Below are 22,013 nucleotides of genomic sequence, written 5' to 3'. Positions count from 1 at the left end.
ACAGTCCTCTATGACTTTACGGCGTTCTCGCTCAGCTCCAGGCGTGTAGCGGCGGATTGACGTCGTTCAGGTAATAGTTGCCGAGGATCGCGTATTTTCAGCGCACCGGATCGTGCAGCGTGTGGGTTCGGGCGTTGCGCCAGTGCCGGTCGAGATTGCGCTCGGCCAGTGTGGATCGCGTGCCGGCGAGTTCGAACAGTTTGTTGGTGGCGTTGATGGCGATCTCGGTGGTGAGGATCTTGGATTCGGCAACGGCGATCTGCGCTTTCGCGACGGTCCTATCGTTCGGATCGGCCACGGCGCGGTCGACCGCAAGGCCGGCCTTGTCCAGAACCGCCTCGGCCGCATTGGCCCGCAGGCGGAGGTCGCCGACCGCCTGGATCGTGTAGGGATCCTGCCAGGCATGATCGACGCCGCTGTCGATCCACGCGCGCGACTTGGTGCGCACGAAGCTGACGGTTTCGTCGATCGCCGCGTTGGCGATGCCGAGATCGACAGCAGCCTGGATGATCTGGAAGATGGCGCCGTCGGCCGTCGGCCGGTCATAGCCCTTGTAGCCGGGGACGAGATGCGTCTTCGGCACTTTCACATTGTCCAGCAGGACTGTGCCGGACAGCGTCGTCTTCTGGCCGAAGCTCGACCAGTCGTCGATGACCGTCAGTCCGGGCGCGCCGCGATCGGCGATGGCATACCAGGCCCGGCCCTCGTCATCGAGCGCCACGATCGGCACCAGATGGGCGAGCAGCGCGCCGCTGGAATAGAATTTCTGGCCATTGACCACGACGTGGTCGCCAGCGTCGACGAATTTGGTCTCGAAGTCGGCCGCCCGCTTGGAGCCGAATTCCGAGAACGCGTTGCCGAACCGCGTGCCGGACAGAACTTCGGCGAAGAGCAACTGCTTCTGGGCCTCATCAGAGACGGTGCGGATGGCGGCGACGACGCCGAGATGGTTCTGCGGAATCTGGCCGAGCGACGGATCGGCCGCCGAGATGATGGTGATCACCTTCGACAGCGTCACATAGGAGAGTTCCGGTCCGCCATAGGCCTTCGGCACGTTGATCGACCACAGGCCGCTCTGCGAAAACGCATCGAGCTCTTCCTTCGGCCAGATGCGCTCGCGGTCCCGCCTGGCGGCGTCCTTGGCGAAGTCTGCGGCCAGTTTTTCCGCCACAGCGATCGCCTCGGCGTCGGTCTTGATGACATGCGCTCTGGCCGACGGACGCTCAACCGGGGGGACGGCGCTGCGGATATCGGACGGCTGCTTCGATTGGATGGTCATGCTGCGGTCTCCTGGGGAAAATGTTGCGATGGAAGCGGCGTGCCGCCGAGATAGTAGGTCTTGATGTCGTCGCGCTGGCGCAGGTCGGCGGCCGACCCTTCCAGCACGCTCTTTCCGTTTTCGAGCACGGTGGCGCGGTCGGCATATTTCAGCGCCACTGCCGAATTCTGCTCGGCGACAAGGATCGAAAGATCTTCGTCCCGATTGAGCCGCTTCAAAGCGCTGAAAATCTCGTCGACGATCAGCGGCGCCAGCCCCATCGAAGGCTCGTCCAGCACGAAGAGTTTCGGCCGCGACATCAGACCGCGGCCGATCGCCGTCATCTGCTGCTCGCCGCCGGAGGTGAGGCCGGACCGGGTTCGCCGCTTCTCGGTGAGCCTGGGGAAAAGCGCATAGACGCGGTCGAGGTCGGCCTTGACGCCGGTGCGGGAGGACGAACGCCCGAGCGCGCCGGTCAGAAGGTTCTCCTCGACCGTCAGCGAGCGGAAGCAGTGTCGGCCCTCGAGGACCTGGACCAGACCCTTGCGGACGAGGTGAGAGGGGCTTGCCCTGGAGACATCCTCGCCGTCGAAAGTGATCCGACCAGCGGTAACAGTGCCGCGCTCGGCCGGGAGGAGATTGGATACGGCGCGTAGCAGCGTCGTCTTGCCGGCGCCGTTGGAGCCGAGCAGTGCGACGATCTCGCCTTTGCCGACCGACAGGTCGACACCGTGCAGGGCGGCGATGGCGCCGTTGTAGACGGCCTCCACGCGACTGACCGACAGGATCGGATTTTCCGGGCTGGACATCGATGACTCCGCAATAGGCAGGAAATCGCGGCCGGCCCGTGGGCCGGCCGCGAGTTGTTGGACTTCAGTTGCTGACCACTGCTTCGGCGTCTTCGGCCGTGCGGATCTTGATGCCCTTTTCCTTGGCATAGGCCTCGGACGACTTCTCGATGATCGGACGCAGCAGCTTCCAGTCGGGCGCAATCCAGTCGGAGACGACGTTCCACTTCTTGCCGTCCCACTGCTGGAAGGTCACGTAGCCGTCACCTTCGTGATTGTCCCAGGAGACGTTGATCGAGTGGAACAGGTCCTTGGCGCCGAGCGCCTCGACGCGTGCCGGATCGAGCTTGAGATGCTCGAAGCCCCAGCGGACTTCGTCGCCGGTGAGCGTGCGGTTGCCGAACTTGGCCTGCGCGATGCGGACCGCCTCGACATTGAGGATGCCGTTGACGATGCCGAGATTGTGGTAGACCGAGCCGATACGGCTCTTTTCCTCGAGATTGCCTTTGCCGGCGCCGTAGACCGTTTTGACGATCTCCTGGACTACCGGATACTGCTCGCCTGACGCCTGGGTGGTGATGGCCGTATAGCCCTTGGCGGCATCGCCGGCGGGGATCACATCCTCTTCCGAATTCGACCAGACATTGCCGACGATGTGATCGGCCGGGAAGCCGGTCTTCTGCGCGGTCTTGAGCGCAACCGGGTTCATCACGCCCCAGCCGCGCAGCACCACATAGTCCGGATGCTCGCGACGGATCATCAGCCACTGCGCCTGCTGCTCGTTGCCTGGATGCGGAACCTCGATCTGCGACAGCTCGAAGCCGTATTTCTGCGACAGCAGCTCATAGATCGGAATCGTCTCCTTGCCATAGGGCGAGCCGTGATAGAGCACGACGATCTTCTTGCCCTTGAGCTTGTCGAGGCCACCTTCCTTGGAGGCGATATAGTTCACGATGCCCGAGGTCTCGCTGTAGGGATTGAGCAGCAGCGGGAAGACGTAAGGGAACACGCGTCCGTCCGTGGTGTCGGTGCGGCCGTGGTTGATGGTAATCAGCGGCACCTTGTCATCGGTGATGCGGTCGATCATGGCATAGGCGATGCCGACCGAAAGCGGGTTCCAGGCGGCGATGCCGGGATTGCTCTTCAATCGTTCATAGACCTCGACGCCCTTCTCGACCTCATACTGCGTCTCGCCCTCGCTCCAGGTCAGTTTGACGCCGTTGACGCCGCCGTCGCGGATGTTGATCAGGTTGAGATAGTCGATGAAGCCGCCGAAGAAGCCGGTGCCGCCGGCGGCATAAGGGCCGACGCGGTAGCTCTACAGGGGAAAATACTGCTCGTCGGCGTGGACCGCCGTCGCGCCGAGGACGAAAGCCGTGGCGATCGCCGCTTTCTTGAGGTGACTGAAGAAGGTCATGGATTGCGTCTCCTGAGGTTGTGGTCCGTGAGAGGATGTCGAGCGGCGCTCAGCTGGACCTTGAGCCGATCCGTCGTTTCAGGCGGTCGAAGAGGGCCGACAGCCCGTTCGGTTCCGCGATGAGGAAGATGATGATGAGCGCGCCGAGCACGATGCGCTGGCTCATGTCGAGAACACCCGAATCGAACAGTCCGCCAAACAGGAAGGCGCCAAGCCGCGACAGGATGAGCGGAAAGACGACGATGAACGCCGCTCCCAGAAAGGCGCCGCGTATCGAGGCCAGCCCGCCGATGATGATGATGAACAGGATCTGGAACGAGCGGTCGAGATTGAAGCCGGCCGGCTCGACGGTGCGCAGATAGGTGAAGGCCCACAGCACCCCGGCGACGCCGATGATGAAGGACGAGATGGCGAACGCGAGCAGCTTGGTCTTCAGCACAGGGACGCCGATCACCCGCGCGGCGGTTTCGTTGTCGCGCACGGCGATGAAATTGCGGCCGGTCGCGCTGTTGACCAGGCGCCAGACGAGCGCCGTGAGCACGATGACCGTGGTCACCGAGAGCAGGTAGCGGCCCGTCGCCTTGTCGAGCGAGAAGCCCGCAACGGCAAGGTGCGGCGCCGAGATCACCCCGGAAGGGTTGTCGTTGGAGAACCACCCGAACTTGGTCAGCGCCCACTGCACGAAGAACTGGGCGGCGAGCGTCGAGACGGCGAGATAGAAGCCGCGCAGGCGCAGGCTCGGCAATCCGAACACGACGCCGATGCCGGCGGCTGAAATCCCGGCCAGGATCATGGTCGCAGCCAGCGGCAGTCCTTCGACCCGAAGGTTGAAATTGTAGGCGGCGAAAGCGCCGACCGCCATGAAGGCGGAGGAGCCCAGCGAAAGCTGGCCGCAATAGCCGGTCAAAAGGTTGAGGCCGACCGCCGCCAGGCTGAGCGCAAGGAACGGCAGCAGGATCGCCTCGACGAGATAGCTCGACGCATAGGCGGGGATCAGGCCGTAGGCCACGGCAATCAGGGCGACGGGCAGAGCTAACCTCTGCCAGTCGATGGGAAGCCTTGCGGCATCGAGCGCTTGCACGGCCATCGGTCAGACCCTTTCGACAGTCTTCTGGCCAAACAGGCCGGAGGGGCGCACCAGCAGGACGACCAGCGCCAGCGCATAGGCGAACCAGCCTTCGATGCCGCCACCGACAAAGGGTCCGAGGTAGACCTCGGCGAGCTTCTCGCTGGCGCCGATGATGAGGCCGCCGACGATGGCGCCGAGGATAGAATCGAAGCCGCCAAGCACCAGCACCGGCAGCGCCTTCAGCACGATCAGCGACAGCGAGAACTGGACGCCGAGGCGCGCGCCCCACAAAAGCCCCGCGACCAGTGCCACGAACCCCGCGGCCGTCCACACCGTTCCCCAGATCCGGGGCAGCCGCAGCCCGACGGCGAGCGCCGCGAACTGGTCGTCTGCGACGGCGCGAAACGCTAGGCCGACGCGGGTCCAATAGAAGAATGCGCTCAAGCCGGCGACCATCGCCGCGGCAATGCCTGCAGCAAGAAGATCGAACGACGATATCAGGATACCGCCGACCTCGAACGGCGTGTCGTCGATGCCGAGATCGAGCCCGTGCACCTGCGTGCCCCACACCAACTGGGCAGCGCCTTCAATGATGTAAGACAGGCCAAGCGTGGCCATGAACAGCGTCATCGGCGAGCGATTGACCAGCGGCCTCAGCACAGTTCGCTCGATGGTGAAGCCCAGCGCAACCATGACCGCGAGGGTAATGAGCATTGAAAGCGCAAACGGGATGCCGCGTTCGACAAGGCTGACAAAGGTGAGTGCGGCGAACAGCACCATCGACCCTTGCGCGAAGTTCAGCACGCCCGACGTCTTGTAGATCAGCACGAAACCGATGGCGACGAGCGAATACATGACGCCTGAGAGCAAGCCACCGACCAGCACCTCGATGACGAAGAGGAAATCATAGTAGCTCATCAGATGCCCTCGCCATCTTCGCCTTCGGCGGTGCCGATATAGGCCCGGATCACCGCCGGATTGGCCCTGACCTCGGCCGGTGTCCCGTCGGCGATCTTGCGGCCGTAGTCGAGCACGGCGACGCGGTCGGAGAGCCCCATGACCACGCCGATGTCGTGTTCGATGAGGATGATGGTGACGTCGTGCCGGTCGCGCGCTGCGCGCACGAAACCGGCCATCTCGGCCTTCTCGGTCGCCGTCATGCCGGCCATCGGCTCGTCGAGCAGCAGGATCTTCGGCTCGGCGACAAGCGCGCGCGCCAGTTCGACCCGCTTCTGCAGGCCGTAGGGCAGCGTTGCGACCAGGCGATCGGCGACGGCCTCGAGATGCAGGAAGGCGATTGTCTGGTCGACCTTTTCAGCGATCGCGGCATCTTCGCGCCGGGCGCGCGGTAGACCGGCGATATGTTCGACGAAGCTGGCGCGCCGGGTGTGGACGCGGCCCGACGCGATGTTGTCGCGCACTGAAAGCCCACCGAACAGTGCCAGGTTCTGGAAGGTGCGCGCGACGCCGAGCCGTGCCAGACGGCTTGCCGACACCCGGGAGAAGGACTGGCTATCGATCGCGATCTTGCCCTGATCGGCGTGATAGAGGCCGCTGATGATGTTGATCAGCGAGGATTTGCCGGCGCCATTGGGACCGATCACAGCGCGAATCTCGCGGCTTTTGACCTCGAGGTCGACATCCCGCAGTGCCGTGACGCCACCAAAGGAAATGCTGATCCCGCCCAGCGCCAGGATCGCATCAGCCTTTGCCGACAGGCGCGCCGGGCGCGTGTCCTCGACGGGACCAGCACCAGCAAGAATGCCGGAAATTTCGGGCGCGCGCTCGTATGCGGCGGCTCCCAGCGAAGCACCAATCATGAAACGTCCCTGATTTTAAAGGCGTGCGGGCGGCGGCCTGGAGGCCGCGCGTGTCCTATTCCGCGGCGACGAGCTCCCTGTCGCGCGCCGCTTCCAGTTCGCGCACCAGAGGGATGACGCGCTTGCCGAAGAACTCCACCTCTTCCTGGAAATGCAGGAAGCCGAGCAGTATCAGATCCGCGCCGGCATCCTTCAGCTTGAGGATGCGTTCGGCAATCTGTTCCGGCGTGCCGATGAGATTGCTGCGGAAGCCGTCATTGTATTGGACAAGATCCTCGAACGAGGATTTCGCCCAGTTACCCTCGCCTTCCGGCGACGCCTTGCCGGCATTCTTGACCTGATCGGCGAAACCCTGCACCGCCTCCGGATTGGCCTTGGCGATGATCTCGTCGAGCACGGTGCGCGCTTCTGCCTCGGTTTCGCGAGCGATGGCAAAGGCGTTGACGCCGATCTTGACCTTGTGGCCATTGGCCTTCGCCTTGGTCTTGATGTCGTCAACCTGCTTCTTGATCTCTTCCGGCGTGTTGCCGTTGGTGAAATACCAGTCGGAAACCCGCGCAGCCATGTCGCGCGCCGCGCGTGATGAGCCGCCCTGGAAGATCTCCGGCTGCGGATCGATCGGCTTCGGCTTCATCGAGTAGTTGGTAAAGCGATAGAAGTCGCCCTTCAGAGTGAAATTGTCCTCGGTCCAGATGCCGCGCAGCGCACGGATGAATTCCTCCGAACGGCGATAGCGCTCGTCATGGTCGAGCCACAGCTCGCCGATGGCGGCGAACTCACCGCGGAACCAGCCGCTGACGACATTGACGGCGACACGGCCATTGGTCAGGTGGTTGATGGTGGCTATCTGCTTGGCCGCCAGCGCTGGATTCCATGGGCCGGGCAGGATCGCCGCGATGACTTTCAGCGTTGTGGTCGCCGCAAGCAAGGCATGGCTGAACGATACCGATTCGTGCTGGTTGTCGGCGCCATAGCCGGCCGTGAAGCGTATTTGGCTCAGCGCGTAGTCGAAGCCGTTGGCCTCGGCGATCTGGGCGAGCTTGCGGTTATAGTCGATGTCCCAGCCGGTCCGCTGCTCGATGTTGGAGATGACCAGGCCGCCCGAGACGTTCGGGACCCAGTAGGCGAACTTCACGTTGTCGGAATTCGAGGTCATTTCGTTTCGTTTCCCCTTTTTGATTGGCTTCAACCGACGCGCGTGGCGACGGCAGCATTTGCATGACTGGAATTAAGCAAGGAAATCGCTTCGGTAGCGGCCCGTGAGATGCGCTCGATAATCGCCGCGCCGACGATCTTGGCATCGACGAAATCGTCGGGCGCGCCGTAGACGCCGGTCGGGACGGTGACGGCCCCGAAAAAACCGAACAATGGCCGGAGCTGATGTTCGAGAACCAGGCCATGGTATGGACTTCCGCCGGTTGCCGCGAGAAGCACGGTCTTGCCCGTCAGTGCACGATGATCGACGAGGTCGAACAGGTGCTTGAGAGCGCCGGTGTAGGACGCCCGATAGACCGGCGTTCCGACCACGAGCAGGTCGGCCTTCTCGACACGCTGGATGATCGCTTCGCCAGACGCGCCGAGCGCACGACGAGACAGCCCGGCGAAAATCGAAGGCGCCGCCTCGGTGATTTCGATCACGCCGGTGTCTGCCGGGACGCGCAAGGCGACTGCCTTGACCAGCGCGTTGACCACCGCGGTAGTGCGCGATGGTGTGCTTACGCCGCCGGATATTCCGAGAACCGATAGCCTTCCCAACTCGTCAATCTCCCGGACCCTGCATGCGCATCGGGTCATTTCCAAACCGGCGCAGACGATATTCGATAAAATCTATAGAGGTAAGGAACTACGTTCCGATTTTTCGGCCTCGCAGAGAAAAATGCCGTTCTGCTAATGGACGTAGCAATGTCCGTATAGCGAGCAGACCGAAGCTCAGGCCATCAATACGGCTTCGCATTCATCCATCATCATTTTCAAACGCGCCTAAGCCTTGGGCAATTAGGTTCGTTGCCATGACCAGTGAAACGATCGCGCCGGAATTGAAAACGACGACCCACCATTTACCGCCGGTCAGGAAGCCGTAGCCGTCGGCGACGGCCAGTCCCCAATCGGCGGAAGGCGGCTGGATGCCGAGGCCGAGAAAACTCAGCGTCGCGATCGAAAAGAACGCGTAGCCCAGCCGAGTGACGAGCTCGATGAGGATCGTCTCCCTGATGTTGGGCAAAATCTCCAGGAACATGATGGGGAGCGCGCCTTCGCCGCCAAGCCGGGCGGCGCTGACATAGTCGCGCTCCTTCTGCTCGCGCACGGCGGCGCGGACGGTGCGCGCCACCAGCGGCGCATAGGCGATGCCGATCACCAGGACGACCGTCAGGTTCGACGGCCCGATCGCCACCAGCGTCATGGTGACGAGAACGATGAATGGAAACGCCATCAGTGTATCGAGCAGCCGCGCGCCGATGGCATCGGTGAGGCCATCGAAATAGCCGAGCACCAGACCGATGATGCTGCCGGCGGCAACGCCGACCAGCGTCGCCAGCGGCGCGACCAGCAGGATATCGCGCGATCCGACGATAATGCGGGACAGCACGTCGCGGCCGAGCTGATCGGTCCCGAACCAATGCGAGGCATCGGGCGGCGTCAGCATCGCCAGAAAATCCTCGGCATAGGGATTATACGGAACGAAAAGATTGCCTGCTACCGCGCATACGACCCAGAACAGTAGCAGCAGCGTTCCGATCACGACCGATGGGGGCAGTCCGGAGAAGGCACTGCCGATCCTGCGCACCGCCGGAAAACCGGCCACGGCGCGCCGTGATGCGGGAAACTCCGTCAGATCCGTCATGGCGAGGTCCGACGGCGTTGCCGCGGATCGAGCAAGGCCAGCACGAAGTCGCCCGCCGCCGCCGAAAGAACAAAGATTGCCGCCATCACCAGCACCCCCGCTTCAAGCATCGGGAAATCTCGCGCCTTGGCCGCGTTCAGAACCAGATTGCCAAGTCCCTGGATGCCGAACAGCGCTTCGATCACAACCAGCCCGCCAAGCATGTATCCGGTCTGCGTCGCCAGCACCGCGATGGTCGGGGTCAGCGCATTGCGCAGCACGTGCCGAAGGATGATCTCGCGCCGCTCAAGCCCTTTCAGGACGGCGGTGCGTGTGTAGTTGGCGGCCATCGCCTCGATCACGCCGGCCCGCGTCATCCGGGCGATGTAGCCGGCAAGATTGAGCACCAGCGGCAGCGCCGGCAGGATCAGATAATAGCCTTGCGTCCAGAAGCCCGCGCCATCCGGCGCAACGCCTGAGATCGGGAACCAGTTCAGCCACAGGCCGAAAACGATGAGCAGCATCAGGCCGGACACAAAATCCGGCACGATGCCTAAGGAGACGCCCGCCATCACGATCAGCCGGTCGATGAGGCGGCCGGCGTTGAGACCGGCGATGACACCGCCGCCAACCCCGAGCGGAATGAGAAAGACCAAAATAATGCCGGCAAGGGATGCGGAGCGCTTCAGGCTCCCCAGCACGAACGGGGCCACCGGCGCGTGCATCGAAAGCGAGGTGCCGAAATCGCCTGACACCGCCTTGCTGAACCAGAGCCAATACTGGACGAGAACTGGCTGGTCGGCGCCCAGCCGCTTGTTCAGCTCCGCCACCGCCTGCGCGTCGGCAAACGGCCCGAGCATCACGCGGCCGACATCGCCGGGCAAAACCTGCCCGGCGAAGAAAACCAGGACACTGACAAGCCACAGCGTGAGGACAAGAGTGCCCACACGCGCTGACAGAATGCGGCCGGTCAGCATGTCGCGATCATGCCTGGACGAAGGAAACGCGATCGAGCAGCAGATGCGAGATTGCGGTGAAGCGCACGCCCTCGACCTTCGAGCTGACAATCCGGCTGTATTGCGAGAAGTAGCTGATGATCGCCGGCGTCTCGTCAAGCAAAAGCGTCTGGATCTTGCCGGCAGCAAGGCGCTGGGCATTGAGGTCACGCGCCTTCGAGTAGTCGAGCAGCAGCGCATCATAGCCGGGGTTGTTGAAATGCGCCGCGTTCCAGGCTCCCGTACTCTTCAGCGTGGCGTTGAGGAAGATGTCGGGCGTGCCGCGATGGCCGTAGTCGGTGATGCCGAGAACCGAATCCAGCCAAGGCGAGCTGCCGAAGGTCGCCGAGCCGTAATAGGCGTCCTGCGGCAGGACATTGAGCTTGACATCGATGCCGACCTTTTTGGCGAAGTTCTGGATGATCACCGCATAGTCGGGAATGTCATAGGCGCGTTCGGTGGTCAGCGTCACCTCGAAGCCGTTCGGCACGCCGGCCTCGCCAAGCAGCCGCTTGGCCTCCGTGATATCCTGCTTGCGCTGCGGCACCGACGGATCGGCCGAAGGGAAGATCGGCGCGAACGGGGTGTCGTTGCCGACGATGGCGCGGCCCTTCAGCAGCCCCTTGACCACCGCCTCGCGGTCGATGGTGAGTGCCAGCGCGCGGCGGATGCGCTTGTCGGTGAACGGCGCCTGGTCGGTTCTGAGATGCACCTGGTCATGCGAGCTTGCCTGCACGCTGAGCAGCTTGAAGTTGGGGTTGCCCTCGATCGCCAGTTCCAGGCGCGTCGTGCTGGGGATGACGTCGAGCTGGCCGGCCTGCAGCGCCAGCACCTGCGCCTGCTCGTCGTCGAAGAACTTGATCTCGATGCGGTCGGGCAGCGCCTTGTCGCCCCAGTAATCGTCATTGCGCACGAAGCTCGCGCCTTGCTTGGGACGGAAGGATTCGAGCTTGAACGGGCCGGTGCCGTTGAAAGTCTTCTCGAAATCGCCGGTATAGTCGGCCGGCAGGATGACGGCATTGTAGACGTCGGAGGAGACATAGAAGGGAAAGTTGCTGTTGGGACCGTCGAGATCGAAGGCGATTGTCTGATCGTCGACCAGTTTGGCGCCACCCTTGGACAGGATGCCCTTGTAGGCTGAGAGCGCCGACGAGCCGCTGGCGGGATCGACCAGCCGCTCGAAGCTCGCCACCACGTCCTTGGCGGTGACGGCGCGGCCATCGTGGAATTTCACTCCTTGCCGCAATTTGAAGGTCCAGCGGCTGGCTGTCTCGTCGGCCTCCCAGGACAAAGCGAGCTTCGGCTGGAGACCGTCCTTCGGATCGTCGAGGATCAGATATTCGCCGACCTGGCTGATCACCCCGATGCTGGCCGGATCGGTCACCGAAACCGGATCGATCGCCTTGGTCGGCTGACCGAGCCCGACACGGACCGTACCGCCGGCGGCCGCGGCGCGCGCGGCTCCGAACCCCTGCGAGGTGGCAAAGCCTGTCAGGCCGAGCAGTGCGGCGTATTTCAGGAGATCGCGGCGCTTGAGAAAGCCGCCCTGATATTCGTCGACGGCGACATTCCAGATGTCCCCCGACAGGCTGCGAAGTGCGTCGATATCCCTGCGTTTGGTCATGTTAAACCCTGCTTTGAAATGAAAATTAAAAACCTATGCGACGGGTTCGCCGTCGAGATGGATGCGGTCAACGGCCTGCGGATAGAAGGCGATGAGGCCTTTGATCTTCGGCATTTCGACGATTGGATCCCGGTAGCTCCAGGCGATGTCCGGGCGCACCGTTCCGTCGCTCAGCAGCCCCGACCAGTAGGAGGCAATGCCCTTGTAGGGACATCGCGTCGTTGTAACGGACGCCGTCAGCCGCTCCAGCCGGATGTCTTCCGCCGGCAGATAGAAACGCGTCGGCAGATGGGTCTCGAACAAAAGCACCGGGCGGTGACTGTCGGCGATCGGCTCGCCGTCGAACCAGACCTGCACATGGCTCGTGCTTTGCAGCACATCAATGCGCGCATAAGGGTCTCGCGCATGGACGAAGACCTCTTCGTCCTCCTCGAACCATTGGTCGACGGCCTTCCAGGTGAAGGCGATGCGGCCAGCCAGGGACGCCAGCGATTCGTCCGGCGGCGAGATGAACGCCCACGCCGCGTTGGCACTGCGCCTGTCGCCGGTGTCGATATCCCAATAGGCCGTCTCGCCACCGACTGGATGCGGTTCGCGATGCAGCGAGGGCTTCAGCACCGACGGGTCTACCGCTGACGGCGGGAAGAAATAGATCGGCAGGAAATGGTTGGAGCGCAGCACGAGCACGTTGCGGCTGTCGGCGATCGTGCGGCCGCCGAATTTGACGCGGACGCGCTTGGGACTGTGCAGGACATTGACGAGATGCGGGGCCGTGGCTTCGCGCGGCTGAAGTCTGGGTGCTGCTGTCATGATCGTTGCTCCGAAGCGGATGTCAGGACACGGCGCGTGCGTTGTCGCGCTGCTCGGCGAAGCGGTTTGCCGGCCGCGCCAGACCGAAGCGGTCGCGCAGCGTTCCTGGCGCGTATTCGGTCGGGAACACGCCGCGGCGCTGCAGCTCCGGCACCACCTGCTCGGCGAAATTCACCCAGTCCTCGGGCAGCAGCGGGAACATCAGGTTGAAGCCGTCGGCGGCGCCTGAAACGAACCAGTCCTGCAACTGGTCGGCGATCTGTTTGGGCGTGCCCACGACAGTCGGGACCGAACCGCTGTTGGCGAGCTTGCGGGCGATGTCGCGTAGGCTGAGATTCTGCTTCGACCATTCCTTGACCCGGTTGAGCGATGTCCGTCCGCCATTGAACGTGCTCTCGTCCGGTAGCGGCGGCAGCGGCCCGTCTGGCGGATAGACTGAGAGATCCAACCCGCTCCAGCTTGACAGAAGGTCGATGCCGACCTGATCGGGAAGCAGCGTCTGCAGGTATTCCTGCCGTTCCCGGCCCTCCGCCTCGGAGGCGGCGACGATCGGCAGGATCCCCGGCAGGATCTTAAAGCTCTCCGGCCGCCTGCCGTGGCGGGCAAGCCGCTCGTTGATATCCTGGCGATATTTGATTCCATCCTCCTTGGTGCTGTAGATGGCGAAGTGCGCATCGGCCTGGGCGGCGGCGAAGTTCTTGCCGTCCTCGGACGAGCCTGCCTGGACGATCAGCGGGTGGCCCTGCGGCGGCCGCGAGACGTTGAGGGGTCCGCGCACCTTGAAGTGCTTGCCCTTGTGATCGATGGGGTGGACCTTGTCGGGATCGGCGAAATAGCCCGTCTCCTTGTCGATCAGCAGCGCCTCGTCTTCCCAGCTGTCCCAAAGCGCCTTGACGATATCGAGGAATTCGGCCCCGCGCTCATAGCGGAACGCATGTTCGATGTTGCCGTCGCGGCCGAAATTGCGCGCCTCCTCGTCCATGGCCGATGTGACGACGTTCCACGACGCCCTGCCCTTGCTGATATGGTCGAGCGAGGCGAACATGCGCGCAACATTGTAGGGCTCGCTGTACGAGCTCGACGCCGTGGTGATCAGGCCGATGTGTTTGGTCACGCCGGCCAGTGCCGACAGCAGCGTCAATGGCTCAAGGCGGGCATTGGCGTAGTGGGCGACACCGCTCTTGACCGAATCCCAGATCGAAACGTGGTCGGCGACGAAGATGGTGTCGATCCTGGCCCGCTCGGCCGCCTGCACGAGATCACGGTAGAACTCGAAGTCCAGCACCTCCCGGCCCGGCGCCCGCGGATGGCGCCACGACATCCGATGATCGCCCTGCGGGTTGAAGAAAAATGCGCTGAGGATCATGTGGTCTCGAGCCATGCCGGTCTCCTTCCAGATCTGCTCCGGAGATTGTCGCACTGCTTCGGCAAGCGGCGACAATCGCTCTTGAGCCATGAAAGTTAGATTGCGCTCCGTCCTAATTCGAGTAACTTTATAGATATAATGCGTTGCGAAAGTGGAAGCGATTGCCCTCGATCGCGACGCTGGAAGAAAGTGGTTTCAAGCTCCCAATGTCCTCCTCGGTTCTGAACGTCGACCAGCTTTCCATCGCCTATGACGGGCGCAATGGATCGCATCCCGCCGTCAGTGGCGTCTCCCTGCGCATAGGCGAAGGCGAAGCACTCGGCCTTGTCGGCGAGTCTGGATCGGGGAAAAGCTCGGTGGCGCTCGCCATCCTGCGCTATCTGCCGAAGAATGCCCGCATCGCGGCGTCAGCGCTGGAGTTCCAGGGCCGCGAAATCCGCGACCTCTCCGCCGAGCAGTTGCGCCAACTCAGGGGAAATCACATCGCCGCCGTCTACCAGCACCCGGGCGCGGCCCTCAACCCAAGCATGACGATCGGTCGCCAGATCACCGAGACGATCATGCGGCATCGCCCGGTGCGCCGTGACGAGGCGCGCGAGCGGGCTTGCGAACTGCTCGGGCGCGTTCGGGTGAGCCATCCGGAACGGGTGCTGGGGCTCTATCCACACGAACTCTCCGGCGGCATGCAGCAGCGCGCCAACATCGCCATCGCGATTGCGCTCGACCCGTCGCTGCTGGTGCTGGACGAGCCGACGACGGCGCTCGACGCCAGCGTCCAGTCCGAGATCATCGCCATCCTCTCCGGCCTGCGCAGGGACCACAAGACCAGCATTCTGCTGATCAGCCACGACATCAACATGATCCGCCGCTCCTGCGACCGGGTGGCGGTGATGCAGTCGGGAACCGTGGTCGAAAGCGGCGCCGCCGGCGATATCTTCGACAACCCCTCTCACGCCTATACGAAGGCGCTGATCGCCTCGATCCCGGCGCTCAACTACACGAAGCGGAATGGAAGACTGGCGGAGACGGACGGCCTGCCATCGCACTCAGCGGTCCAGAATGAAGATGCCGGCGAGCGCAAAGAACGCCGAATCGCGATCGCCTGTAAAGGTATCAGCCATGCCTTCGGCAGCCAACCGGTGCTCAGCAATGTCGATCTCGATATCGGCCACGGCGAGACCTTCGGGCTGATCGGCGAGTCCGGTTCCGGCAAGTCGACCCTGGCAAGGATCGTCACCGGCCTACAGATGCCAGACGCCGGATCGGTCGAACTGTTCGGCAGGACGGTCGCACCGCGCGTCGAGAAGAGAAGTCTTGGCGAACGCCGCGATGTGCAGATGGTTTTCCAGTCGCCGGATCGCACGCTAAACCCGCGTAAGCGGATCGGCAGGATCCTCGGCCGCCCGCTGCGCCGGCTCGCCGGCCTGCGCAGCAGTGAGATAAAGGCCCGCGTCAGCGATTTGCTGCAATCGGTTCGCCTTGCCGGCGCCACAGCCGAGCAGAAGTCGCGATCACTATCCGGCGGCCAGCGGCAACGGGCGGCCATCGCACGGGCCTTCGCCGGCGTGCCGAAGGTCGTCGTGCTCGACGAACCCACTTCGGCGCTCGACGTTTCCGTCCAGGCAACTGTTCTCAACCTGCTCAACGACCTGCAGCGCGACAAGGACACGACCTATCTGTTCATCAGCCACGATCTCAGGGTCGTGCGCTACATGGCCGACAGGATCGGCGTGCTGTACCGCGGCCGCCTGGTCGAAACCGGCTCATCCGACCAGATTTTTCACGGACCCAATCATCCCTATACGAAACTGCTGCTGGCGGCGTCTTCAGACGATGCAGCGCCGAAGATCATCTCTCAGGCCGACATCGCGGCGGGCCCGAGCCAGGGATGCGCCTTCGCCGGCCGTTGCTCGCTCGCTGTTGCCGATTGCTGGAAAGCCGAACCGCCCCTCAGCCAAGCTGGCGACGAGCACCTGATCGCATGTTGGCGGCTCGACCAAGGTTCATGAAGGACGGATCATCATTCTGAAGATCCGTCGCGCTCGCGAGGAAGGCGCGATGGAGCTGATCCCCGTCGCAAAGTGCCAAGAGACCGGGAGCTGCGGCCGTTCGAGGCGCGGATAGCAGGAAGCTTGGCGATCAAGCATCCACCGTAGTCACAGGCAAGCTCGCATGGTATTTCGTCTGAGGCTCGCTCCTTACAAGCCAATGTCTACAAGTTTGATAGACATTTGCTAAGAAGCCGGTCATACTGCCCGCTTCAAGTGCCTGACTTTTCGCCGTCCATGTTCGCAGGATCAGGAGATGACGATGACGCAGACATTTCTGGAACCCGTTCCGGGCTGTATCAGGATCGTGATCGGCGCCCTTTTCCCGCCCATGGAGCGTTCACGTTATGCGCCGGATCAGGCGCAGGCGGACGACGCTTCTGACTCCGAGGCGAAATTTCGCCGCTCAGGACGGGATGAAGCCTTCTATTGGGGCATCGGCACTTGCGGCTATTGGGTAGGCGCCCGTCGCATCCGGCCATAGACCAATCATCGAAATGCGGGGGTTACCTGGCAGCATTGGCTGGCTGCCGCGATCCAGGAGGAGACCGATGACCACACGCCTTTTACCCGCACTGCATGAGGGCCATGCTCCGATTCATTTGCACGGAGCCTTCGACGATGCCTTGGAAGCTTACCAAACCTGGATTCCGGGAACGGACGAGCCGCACGTGGAATTTGAGGACCAGATGGTGCCGATCAGTTCGGTCTTCGGCCGCATGCGGACCTGCACCGATATTCTTCCTTGGCGCATCGAGGGCGATGTCCTAGAGGTTGTCGGCAATGCACTGGTTTTCGGCGGCGAAAAGGCGATCACTTACGCCGATGCCGCTCTGGTCCTTCGCGCTTTGTGCGTGAAGCGGCTCCGGGGCGGCGACGTCGGCAACTAACAGGCGACGCTGCATAGGTTCCCGTCAAAGCCGGAGGAGCCGGGCACAAGGCAGCTCGGCTCCGTATCATTCAGCCGGTATGCGTCGCGATCTGCCCTGATAGCCTCTATTTGCTCAGTCGGTCATGCGCGGCGATGGCCATAGCTCTGCATGGTGCGGATAGACTGGTGCTGCGAGAGAGGATTGAACTCTCGACCTCTCCCTTACCAAGGGAGTGCTCTACCACTGAGCTACCGCAGCCGCCGATGGCGGGGCTTCTGCCATATCGAACCGGCAAGCGCAAGGCCAAGACAAAGACGGGTTGAAAGGCCGCACCGGGCGATCGTTGCGGACATGGCCGTGCCACAATGTTGGCTATCCCTTTATATGCACCGGCGGGTCGCCGGCCGGGGGCAGAACGATGAACGGCAAGACAGTTTCTCCGAACAAGGATGGATCACCGAAGAAGGATGGTTCAGCGAAAAAGGCCGGAACGGGCCGCAAGGACCGGCTGGCCGAGCAGTTGCGCGCCAACCTGCAGAAGCGCAAGGCGCAATCGCGCTCACGAAGAGCCGGCGACGCCGACAAGCGGCCGGAGGGGCTGCAAGCGGTGATGAAAAAAGATTAACGCGAATCGGCTATGTTGGTCGCCGGTACTTTGGCCAAGTCGGCGTGGGCCAAAGTGGGGAGTAGCCTGTTTCTTGAACCAAGCCGGCCAATGGTCTAGATGGCCGCAACAGACTCAACCGATTTAAACCGGCCTTGGCGCCGAGGGGACGCTCTTCATGGATCGCATCAGAATTGTCGGCGGCAACAAGCTTGCCGGAAGCATTCCGATCTCGGGCGCGAAAAACGCTGCGCTGCCGCTGATGATCGCCGCGCTTTTGACCGATGACACGCTGACGCTGGAAAACGTGCCGCATCTGGCCGATGTCGAGCAGCTGATCCGCATCCTCGGCAATCACGGCGTCGACTATTCGGTCAATGGCCGCCGCGAAAAGCAGCAGGAAGGCTATTCGCGCACCATCACTTTCTCGGCCCGCAACATCGTCGACACGACGGCGCCTTACGAGCTGGTGTCGAAGATGCGGGCGTCGTTCTGGGTGATCGGACCGCTGCTGGCCCGCATGGGCGAGGCCAAGGTGTCGCTGCCCGGCGGCTGCGCAATCGGCACACGGCCGGTTGACCTCTTCCTCGAAGGCCTGCAGGCGCTGGGCGCCGATATCGACGTCGACACCGGCTACGTCATCGCCAAGACCAGGAACGGCCGGCTTGTCGGCAACCGTTATGTGTTCCCGAAAGTTTCGGTCGGCGCCACCCATGTGCTGATGATGGCGGCCTCGCTGGCCAAGGGCGAGACGGTGCTCGAAAACGCCGCGCGCGAGCCGGAGATTGTCAATCTCGCCGAATGCCTCAACGCCATGGGCGCGAAGATCTCGGGCGCCGGCACGGCGACCATCACCATCGACGGCGTCGAGGCGCTGTCGGGTGCTCGCGTCAGGGTGATCCCCGACCGCATCGAGACCGGCACCTATGCGATGGCGGTGGCGATGACCGGCGGCGACGTCGTGCTGGAAGGCGCGCGGCCCGACCTGTTGCAGACGGCGCTCGACATCATTTCGCAGACCGGCGCCGAGATCACGCAGACTAATTCCGGCATCCGCGTCAGGCGCAACGGCGCCGGCATTTCGCCGGTCGATGTGACGACGGCGCCCTTCCCGGCTTTCCCGACCGATCTGCAGGCGCAGTTCATGGGCCTGATGACGATGGCCAAGGGCAAGTCGCGCATCACCGAGACGATCTTCGAAAACCGCTTCATGCACGTCCAGGAACTCGCCCGGCTCGGCGCCCACATCACGCTGTCCGGCCAGACGGCGATCGTCGACGGCGTAGCGAAGCTGAAGGGCGCGCCGGTCATGGCGACCGATCTTCGCGCCTCGGTGTCGCTGGTCATTGCCGGCCTTGCAGCCGAAGGCGAAACCACGGTCAACCGCGTCTACCATCTCGACCGCGGCTTCGAGCGGCTGGAGGAAAAGCTGTCCGGCTGCGGCGCGGAGATCGAGCGCATTTCGGGGTGACCATAGCAGGCTCAGGTCGGCGCTGCCCCTCATCTGCCTGCCGGCATCTTCTCCCCGTATAGGGACGGGGAGAAGGGACGCCTCGCGAAGGATTTCGCCAATCTCCAGCGTTGCGGGAGGGTGCCGAGGTTGCGGCCAGCCCCTTCTCCCCGTCCCTATACGGGGAGAAGGTCCCGGCAGGGGGATGAGGGGCAGCGCTGACCGGGGCGATTGCCTGGACAAGACCTCCGGCGCGGTTGCACGAGCAGGAAAGACCGCCTAACAGAAGGTCGAATAATCAAATCGCAGGTGCGAATTCCGCATGAATGGCCTCAAGCTTGTCGCGCTCGACGATCAGGATCTGAGCATCATCTCGGCGCATGTCCAGGATGCCGTCATGAAGGTCAGCGATCTCGAATACCTGCCTTCGGTAAAGCGCTTCGTGCTGACCATGAACCGCTTCGTCTGGGAGGCGAAATCCGGCTTCTTCCGCCAGCACAATGAGCGGCGGCAGGCCGTGCTGCATTTCGACCGGGTGCTCGGCGCCAAGACCAGCGGCATTGCCCGCGACAAGCCGGACGAGGTGCTGTCACTGCTGGCGATCAGCTTTCTCGCGCTCGACAAACCGGCCGGCATCGTCGAGCTGATCTTTTCGGGCGGCGGCGCGATCATGCTCGATGTCGAATGCATCGAGGCGCGGCTTGCCGATGTCGGCGGCGCCTGGGAAGCGACGTCGCGCCCGGTCCACAGGGTTTGAGCCGATGGCCATCACGCTTCGCCAGTCCGACGCCGATTTCGAGCAGCGCTTTGCCGCGTTCCTGCTGACCAAGCGGGAAGTCTCGGCCGATGTCGACGCCGTGGTGCGCGAGATCATCGCCAAGGTGCGCGCCGAGGGCGACGCGGCGCTGGTCGGGTACACGCAGAAATTCGGCGGCGGCGACCTGGCCAGGCTCGGCATCGCCGTCTCCAGGGACGACATTGCCAAGGCTTACGAGGCCGCCGATCCGCAGACGGTCGAGGCGCTGAAATTCGCGCGCGAGCGCATCCGCTCCCACCACCAGCGGCAGCTGCCGCAGGACGACCGCTACACCGATGCCGCCGGCGTCGAGCTCGGCTCGCGCTGGACGGCAATCGAGGCCGTCGGGCTCTACGTGCCGGGCGGCACGGCGAGCTATCCGAGTTCGGTGCTGATGAACGCGGTGCCGGCCAAGGTCGCCGGCGTCGAGCGCATCGCCATGGTGGTGCCGGCCTCCGGCGGCGAGGTGCCGCCGCTGGTGCTGGTGGCAGCCGATCTTGCCGGTGTCTCCGAAATCTACCGCGTTGGTGGCGCCCAGGCGATCGCGGCCCTTGCCTATGGTACCGAAACGATAAAGCCCGTCGCCAAGATCGTCGGCCCTGGCAATGCCTATGTCGCGGCGGCCAAGCGCCACGTGTTCGGCACGGTCGGCATCGACATGATCGCCGGGCCGTCGGAAGTGCTGGTTGTCGCCGACGGCAGCAACGATCCGGACTGGATCGCCGCCGACCTCCTCGCCCAGGCCGAACACGATGTGTCGGCGCAGTCGATCTTGATCACCGACGACCGTGCCTTTGGCGCAGCGGTCGAACAGGCGGTGGAGCGGCAGTTGCAGAACCTGCCGCGCGGAGAAACGGCGGCGGCGAGCTGGCGCGATTTCGGCGCCGTCATCCTGGTGCCGACGATCGAGGCAGCACTGCCGCTGGTCGACCGCATCGCGGCCGAGCATGTCGAGCTTGCCATCGACGACCCAGAGGCGTTCCTGGCGCGGATGCGCAATGCCGGTGCGGTGTTTCTCGGCCGCCACACGCCGGAAGCCATCGGCGACTATGTCGCCGGCTCCAATCACGTGCTGCCGACGGCGCGCTCGGCGCGCTTTTCGTCCGGGCTTTCGGTGCTCGATTTCGTCAAGCGCACTTCGATCCTGAAGCTCGGGCCGGAGCAGTTGCGGGCACTGGCGCCGGCGGCGATCACGCTCGCCAAGGCGGAAGGCCTCGATGCGCATGGACGCTCCGTCGCCATCCGGCTGAACATGTAGAAATGTCCGACTACGACCAAACCCGCGCCAGGCTGATCGATGTCGAGCTCGACGAGACGATCGGCCGCTCGACGCCCGATGTCGAGCATGAGCGGGCGGTGGCGATCTTCGACCTGATCGAGGAGAACCGCTTCCAGCCGGTCAATGACGACGGCGCCGGGCCATACCGGCTGAAACTGTCGCTGGCCGAGTCCCGGCTGGTGTTCGCGGTGACGCGCGAGGACGGCGCAGCCGTGGTCACCCACATCCTGTCGCTGACGCCGCTTCGGCGCATCGTCAAGGACTACTACATGATCTGCGAAAGCTATTACGATGCCATCCGCACCGCGACGCCAAGCCATATCGAGGCGATAGACATGGGCCGGCGCGGCCTGCACAATGAAGGCTCGCAGAGGCTGATGGACCGGCTTGCCGGCAAGATCGAGATTGACTTCGACACGGCGCGCCGGCTGTTCACGCTGGTTTGCGTGCTGCACTGGCGAGGCTGAAACTGGCCGCCCCGCTGCCCCGCCAGATCCTGCCCCGCTCGATCCTGTTTGTCTGCGGCATGAACGTCGTGCGCTCGCCGATGGCCGAATTGCTGGCGCGCAAGGTGCTCCCGCCTACCACCTTCGTCGCCTCGGCGGGAGTGCGCGGCGGCGAACGCGATCCGTTCGTCGATGCCGTGCTGGCCGAAGAAGGGCTGTCGCTCGGCGAACGGCACCCGAGAACGATGGATGACCTCGAGGACGATTATTTCGACCTGATCGTCACGCTGGCGCCGGAAGCCCACCACATCGCGCTCGAACTCACCCGCTCGCTGGCCGTCGAGGTCGAATATTGGCCGATGCCCGACCCGACCGGCGTCAGCGGCACGCGCGATCAAATCATGGCCGCCTACCGCGACGTGCGCGAGCGGCTGAAGGGGCGGATCGGCCGCCGTTTCCTCGGCAACGGGGCTGAAAACGCCGCGGATTAAGCATGTTCACAAGCGGGCGTTTATCATATAGGTTCCGCGCAACTTTCCGGCCGGGCGCT

General features: G+C 63.5%; 20 protein-coding genes, 1 tRNA gene and 2 pseudogenes. 9 read left to right on the top strand and 14 right to left on the bottom strand.

The genetic code is table 11. The annotated features are described in order from the left end of the window. Positions 1 to 31: 31 nt before the first annotated feature. The 13 genes and pseudogenes from NKI39_RS02365 to NKI39_RS02305 all read right to left on the bottom strand — a co-directional run bounded on the left by NKI39_RS02365 (position 32) and on the right by NKI39_RS02305 (position 13,983). Positions 32 to 1,279, bottom strand: a pseudogene (locus NKI39_RS02365) (SfnB family sulfur acquisition oxidoreductase). Continuing rightward, the gene (locus NKI39_RS02360) at positions 1,276 to 2,067 is read right to left on the bottom strand and encodes an ABC transporter ATP-binding protein (RefSeq protein ID WP_352475067.1); all 792 of its coding nucleotides are present in this window, start codon (positions 2,065 to 2,067) and stop codon (positions 1,276 to 1,278) included. Before NKI39_RS02360 ends, NKI39_RS02365 begins: the two are co-directional and overlap by 4 nt. 64 nt (positions 2,068 to 2,131) lie before the next feature. Next, positions 2,132 to 3,463: pseudogene (locus NKI39_RS02355) on the bottom strand (ABC transporter substrate-binding protein). A 49-nt stretch (positions 3,464 to 3,512) separates the two neighbouring features. Beyond that, positions 3,513 to 4,550, bottom strand: coding sequence for a branched-chain amino acid ABC transporter permease (locus tag NKI39_RS02350; protein WP_352517944.1), 1,038 nt, complete (start codon positions 4,548 to 4,550; stop codon positions 3,513 to 3,515). A 3-nt stretch (positions 4,551 to 4,553) separates the two neighbouring features. Beyond that, positions 4,554 to 5,450: a branched-chain amino acid ABC transporter permease gene (locus tag NKI39_RS02345; protein WP_352453924.1), complete on the bottom strand. Its 897-nt coding sequence runs from the start codon at positions 5,448 to 5,450 to the stop codon at positions 4,554 to 4,556. Further along, entirely contained in the window at positions 5,450 to 6,352 is a 903-nt protein-coding gene (locus tag NKI39_RS02340) for an ABC transporter ATP-binding protein (protein WP_352517943.1), read from the bottom strand. Before NKI39_RS02340 ends, NKI39_RS02345 begins: the two co-directional genes overlap by 1 nt. 55 nt (positions 6,353 to 6,407) lie before the next feature. Beyond that, complete coding sequence (gene sfnG, locus NKI39_RS02335; protein ID WP_023722893.1) at positions 6,408 to 7,508, bottom strand: dimethylsulfone monooxygenase SfnG; 1,101 nt, start codon at positions 7,506 to 7,508, stop codon at positions 6,408 to 6,410. A gap of 29 nt (positions 7,509 to 7,537) precedes the next feature. Next, complete coding sequence (msuE, locus tag NKI39_RS02330; RefSeq protein ID WP_352501741.1) at positions 7,538 to 8,107, bottom strand: FMN reductase; 570 nt, start codon at positions 8,105 to 8,107, stop codon at positions 7,538 to 7,540. A 199-nt stretch (positions 8,108 to 8,306) separates the two neighbouring features. Continuing rightward, positions 8,307 to 9,194, bottom strand: a complete 888-nt coding sequence (locus NKI39_RS02325; protein WP_352830525.1) for an ABC transporter permease — start codon at positions 9,192 to 9,194, stop codon at positions 8,307 to 8,309. Further along, on the bottom strand, positions 9,191 to 10,150 hold the full coding sequence (locus tag NKI39_RS02320; RefSeq protein WP_352830522.1) for an ABC transporter permease: 960 nt from the start codon (positions 10,148 to 10,150) through the stop codon (positions 9,191 to 9,193). The genes NKI39_RS02325 and NKI39_RS02320 overlap by 4 nt, the downstream gene beginning before the upstream one ends. Before the next feature lie 7 nt (positions 10,151 to 10,157). Further along, positions 10,158 to 11,792: an ABC transporter substrate-binding protein gene (locus tag NKI39_RS02315; protein ID WP_352501738.1), complete on the bottom strand. Its 1,635-nt coding sequence runs from the start codon at positions 11,790 to 11,792 to the stop codon at positions 10,158 to 10,160. Between the two features lie 33 nt (positions 11,793 to 11,825). Then, positions 11,826 to 12,602, bottom strand: coding sequence for a DUF427 domain-containing protein (locus NKI39_RS02310; RefSeq protein WP_352501737.1), 777 nt, complete (start codon positions 12,600 to 12,602; stop codon positions 11,826 to 11,828). 22 nt (positions 12,603 to 12,624) lie between these two features. Continuing rightward, a complete protein-coding gene (locus tag NKI39_RS02305) occupies positions 12,625 to 13,983 on the bottom strand; it encodes an LLM class flavin-dependent oxidoreductase (RefSeq protein WP_352501736.1) in 1,359 nt (452 codons plus the stop codon). A gap of 191 nt (positions 13,984 to 14,174) precedes the next feature. Between NKI39_RS02305 and NKI39_RS02300 the strand changes: the two genes are divergently transcribed. From NKI39_RS02300 to NKI39_RS02290, 3 genes are all read left to right on the top strand, one after another. After that, positions 14,175 to 15,977 carry a dipeptide ABC transporter ATP-binding protein gene (locus NKI39_RS02300; RefSeq protein ID WP_352501735.1) on the top strand — a complete coding sequence of 601 codons (1,803 nt, stop codon included), beginning with the start codon at positions 14,175 to 14,177 and terminating at the stop codon, positions 15,975 to 15,977. 295 nt (positions 15,978 to 16,272) lie between these two features. Further along, positions 16,273 to 16,500: a hypothetical protein gene (locus NKI39_RS02295; RefSeq protein ID WP_352819321.1), complete on the top strand. Its 228-nt coding sequence runs from the start codon at positions 16,273 to 16,275 to the stop codon at positions 16,498 to 16,500. Positions 16,501 to 16,567: 67 nt separating this feature from the next. Continuing rightward, entirely contained in the window at positions 16,568 to 16,906 is a 339-nt protein-coding gene (locus NKI39_RS02290; protein ID WP_352501733.1) for a BRA0787 family protein, read from the top strand. 165 nt (positions 16,907 to 17,071) lie between these two features. On the opposite strand, the gene NKI39_RS02285 is transcribed toward NKI39_RS02290, so the two are convergent. Then, a tRNA-Thr gene (locus tag NKI39_RS02285) sits at positions 17,072 to 17,146 on the bottom strand. Between the two features lie 160 nt (positions 17,147 to 17,306). Between NKI39_RS02285 and NKI39_RS02280 the strand changes: the two genes are divergently transcribed. From NKI39_RS02280 to NKI39_RS02255, 6 genes are all read left to right on the top strand, one after another. After that, positions 17,307 to 17,513, top strand: a complete 207-nt coding sequence (locus NKI39_RS02280; RefSeq protein ID WP_352501732.1) for a hypothetical protein — start codon at positions 17,307 to 17,309, stop codon at positions 17,511 to 17,513. Positions 17,514 to 17,670: 157 nt separating this feature from the next. Then, positions 17,671 to 18,963 (top strand): UDP-N-acetylglucosamine 1-carboxyvinyltransferase, encoded by a 1,293-nt coding sequence (gene murA / locus NKI39_RS02275; RefSeq protein ID WP_023677408.1) that lies wholly within the window; start codon positions 17,671 to 17,673, stop codon positions 18,961 to 18,963. A gap of 301 nt (positions 18,964 to 19,264) precedes the next feature. Beyond that, entirely contained in the window at positions 19,265 to 19,699 is a 435-nt protein-coding gene (locus NKI39_RS02270; RefSeq protein ID WP_352470153.1) for a DUF2948 family protein, read from the top strand. A 4-nt stretch (positions 19,700 to 19,703) separates the two neighbouring features. Next, the gene (hisD, locus tag NKI39_RS02265; protein ID WP_352501730.1) at positions 19,704 to 20,996 is read left to right on the top strand and encodes a histidinol dehydrogenase; all 1,293 of its coding nucleotides are present in this window, start codon (positions 19,704 to 19,706) and stop codon (positions 20,994 to 20,996) included. 2 nt (positions 20,997 to 20,998) lie between these two features. Then, positions 20,999 to 21,484 (top strand): UPF0262 family protein, encoded by a 486-nt coding sequence (locus NKI39_RS02260; protein ID WP_352470151.1) that lies wholly within the window; start codon positions 20,999 to 21,001, stop codon positions 21,482 to 21,484. After that, the gene (locus tag NKI39_RS02255; RefSeq protein WP_502898533.1) at positions 21,472 to 21,954 is read left to right on the top strand and encodes an arsenate-mycothiol transferase ArsC; all 483 of its coding nucleotides are present in this window, start codon (positions 21,472 to 21,474) and stop codon (positions 21,952 to 21,954) included. The genes NKI39_RS02260 and NKI39_RS02255 overlap by 13 nt, the downstream gene beginning before the upstream one ends. The last annotated feature ends 59 nt before the right edge of the window (positions 21,955 to 22,013 follow it).

Source organism: Mesorhizobium sp. M0664 (genome assembly GCF_040320565.1).
In the GTDB taxonomy this organism is placed as follows: Bacteria; Pseudomonadota; Alphaproteobacteria; order Rhizobiales; family Rhizobiaceae; genus Mesorhizobium.
This window is presented reverse-complemented; position numbering and strand designations above follow the sequence as displayed.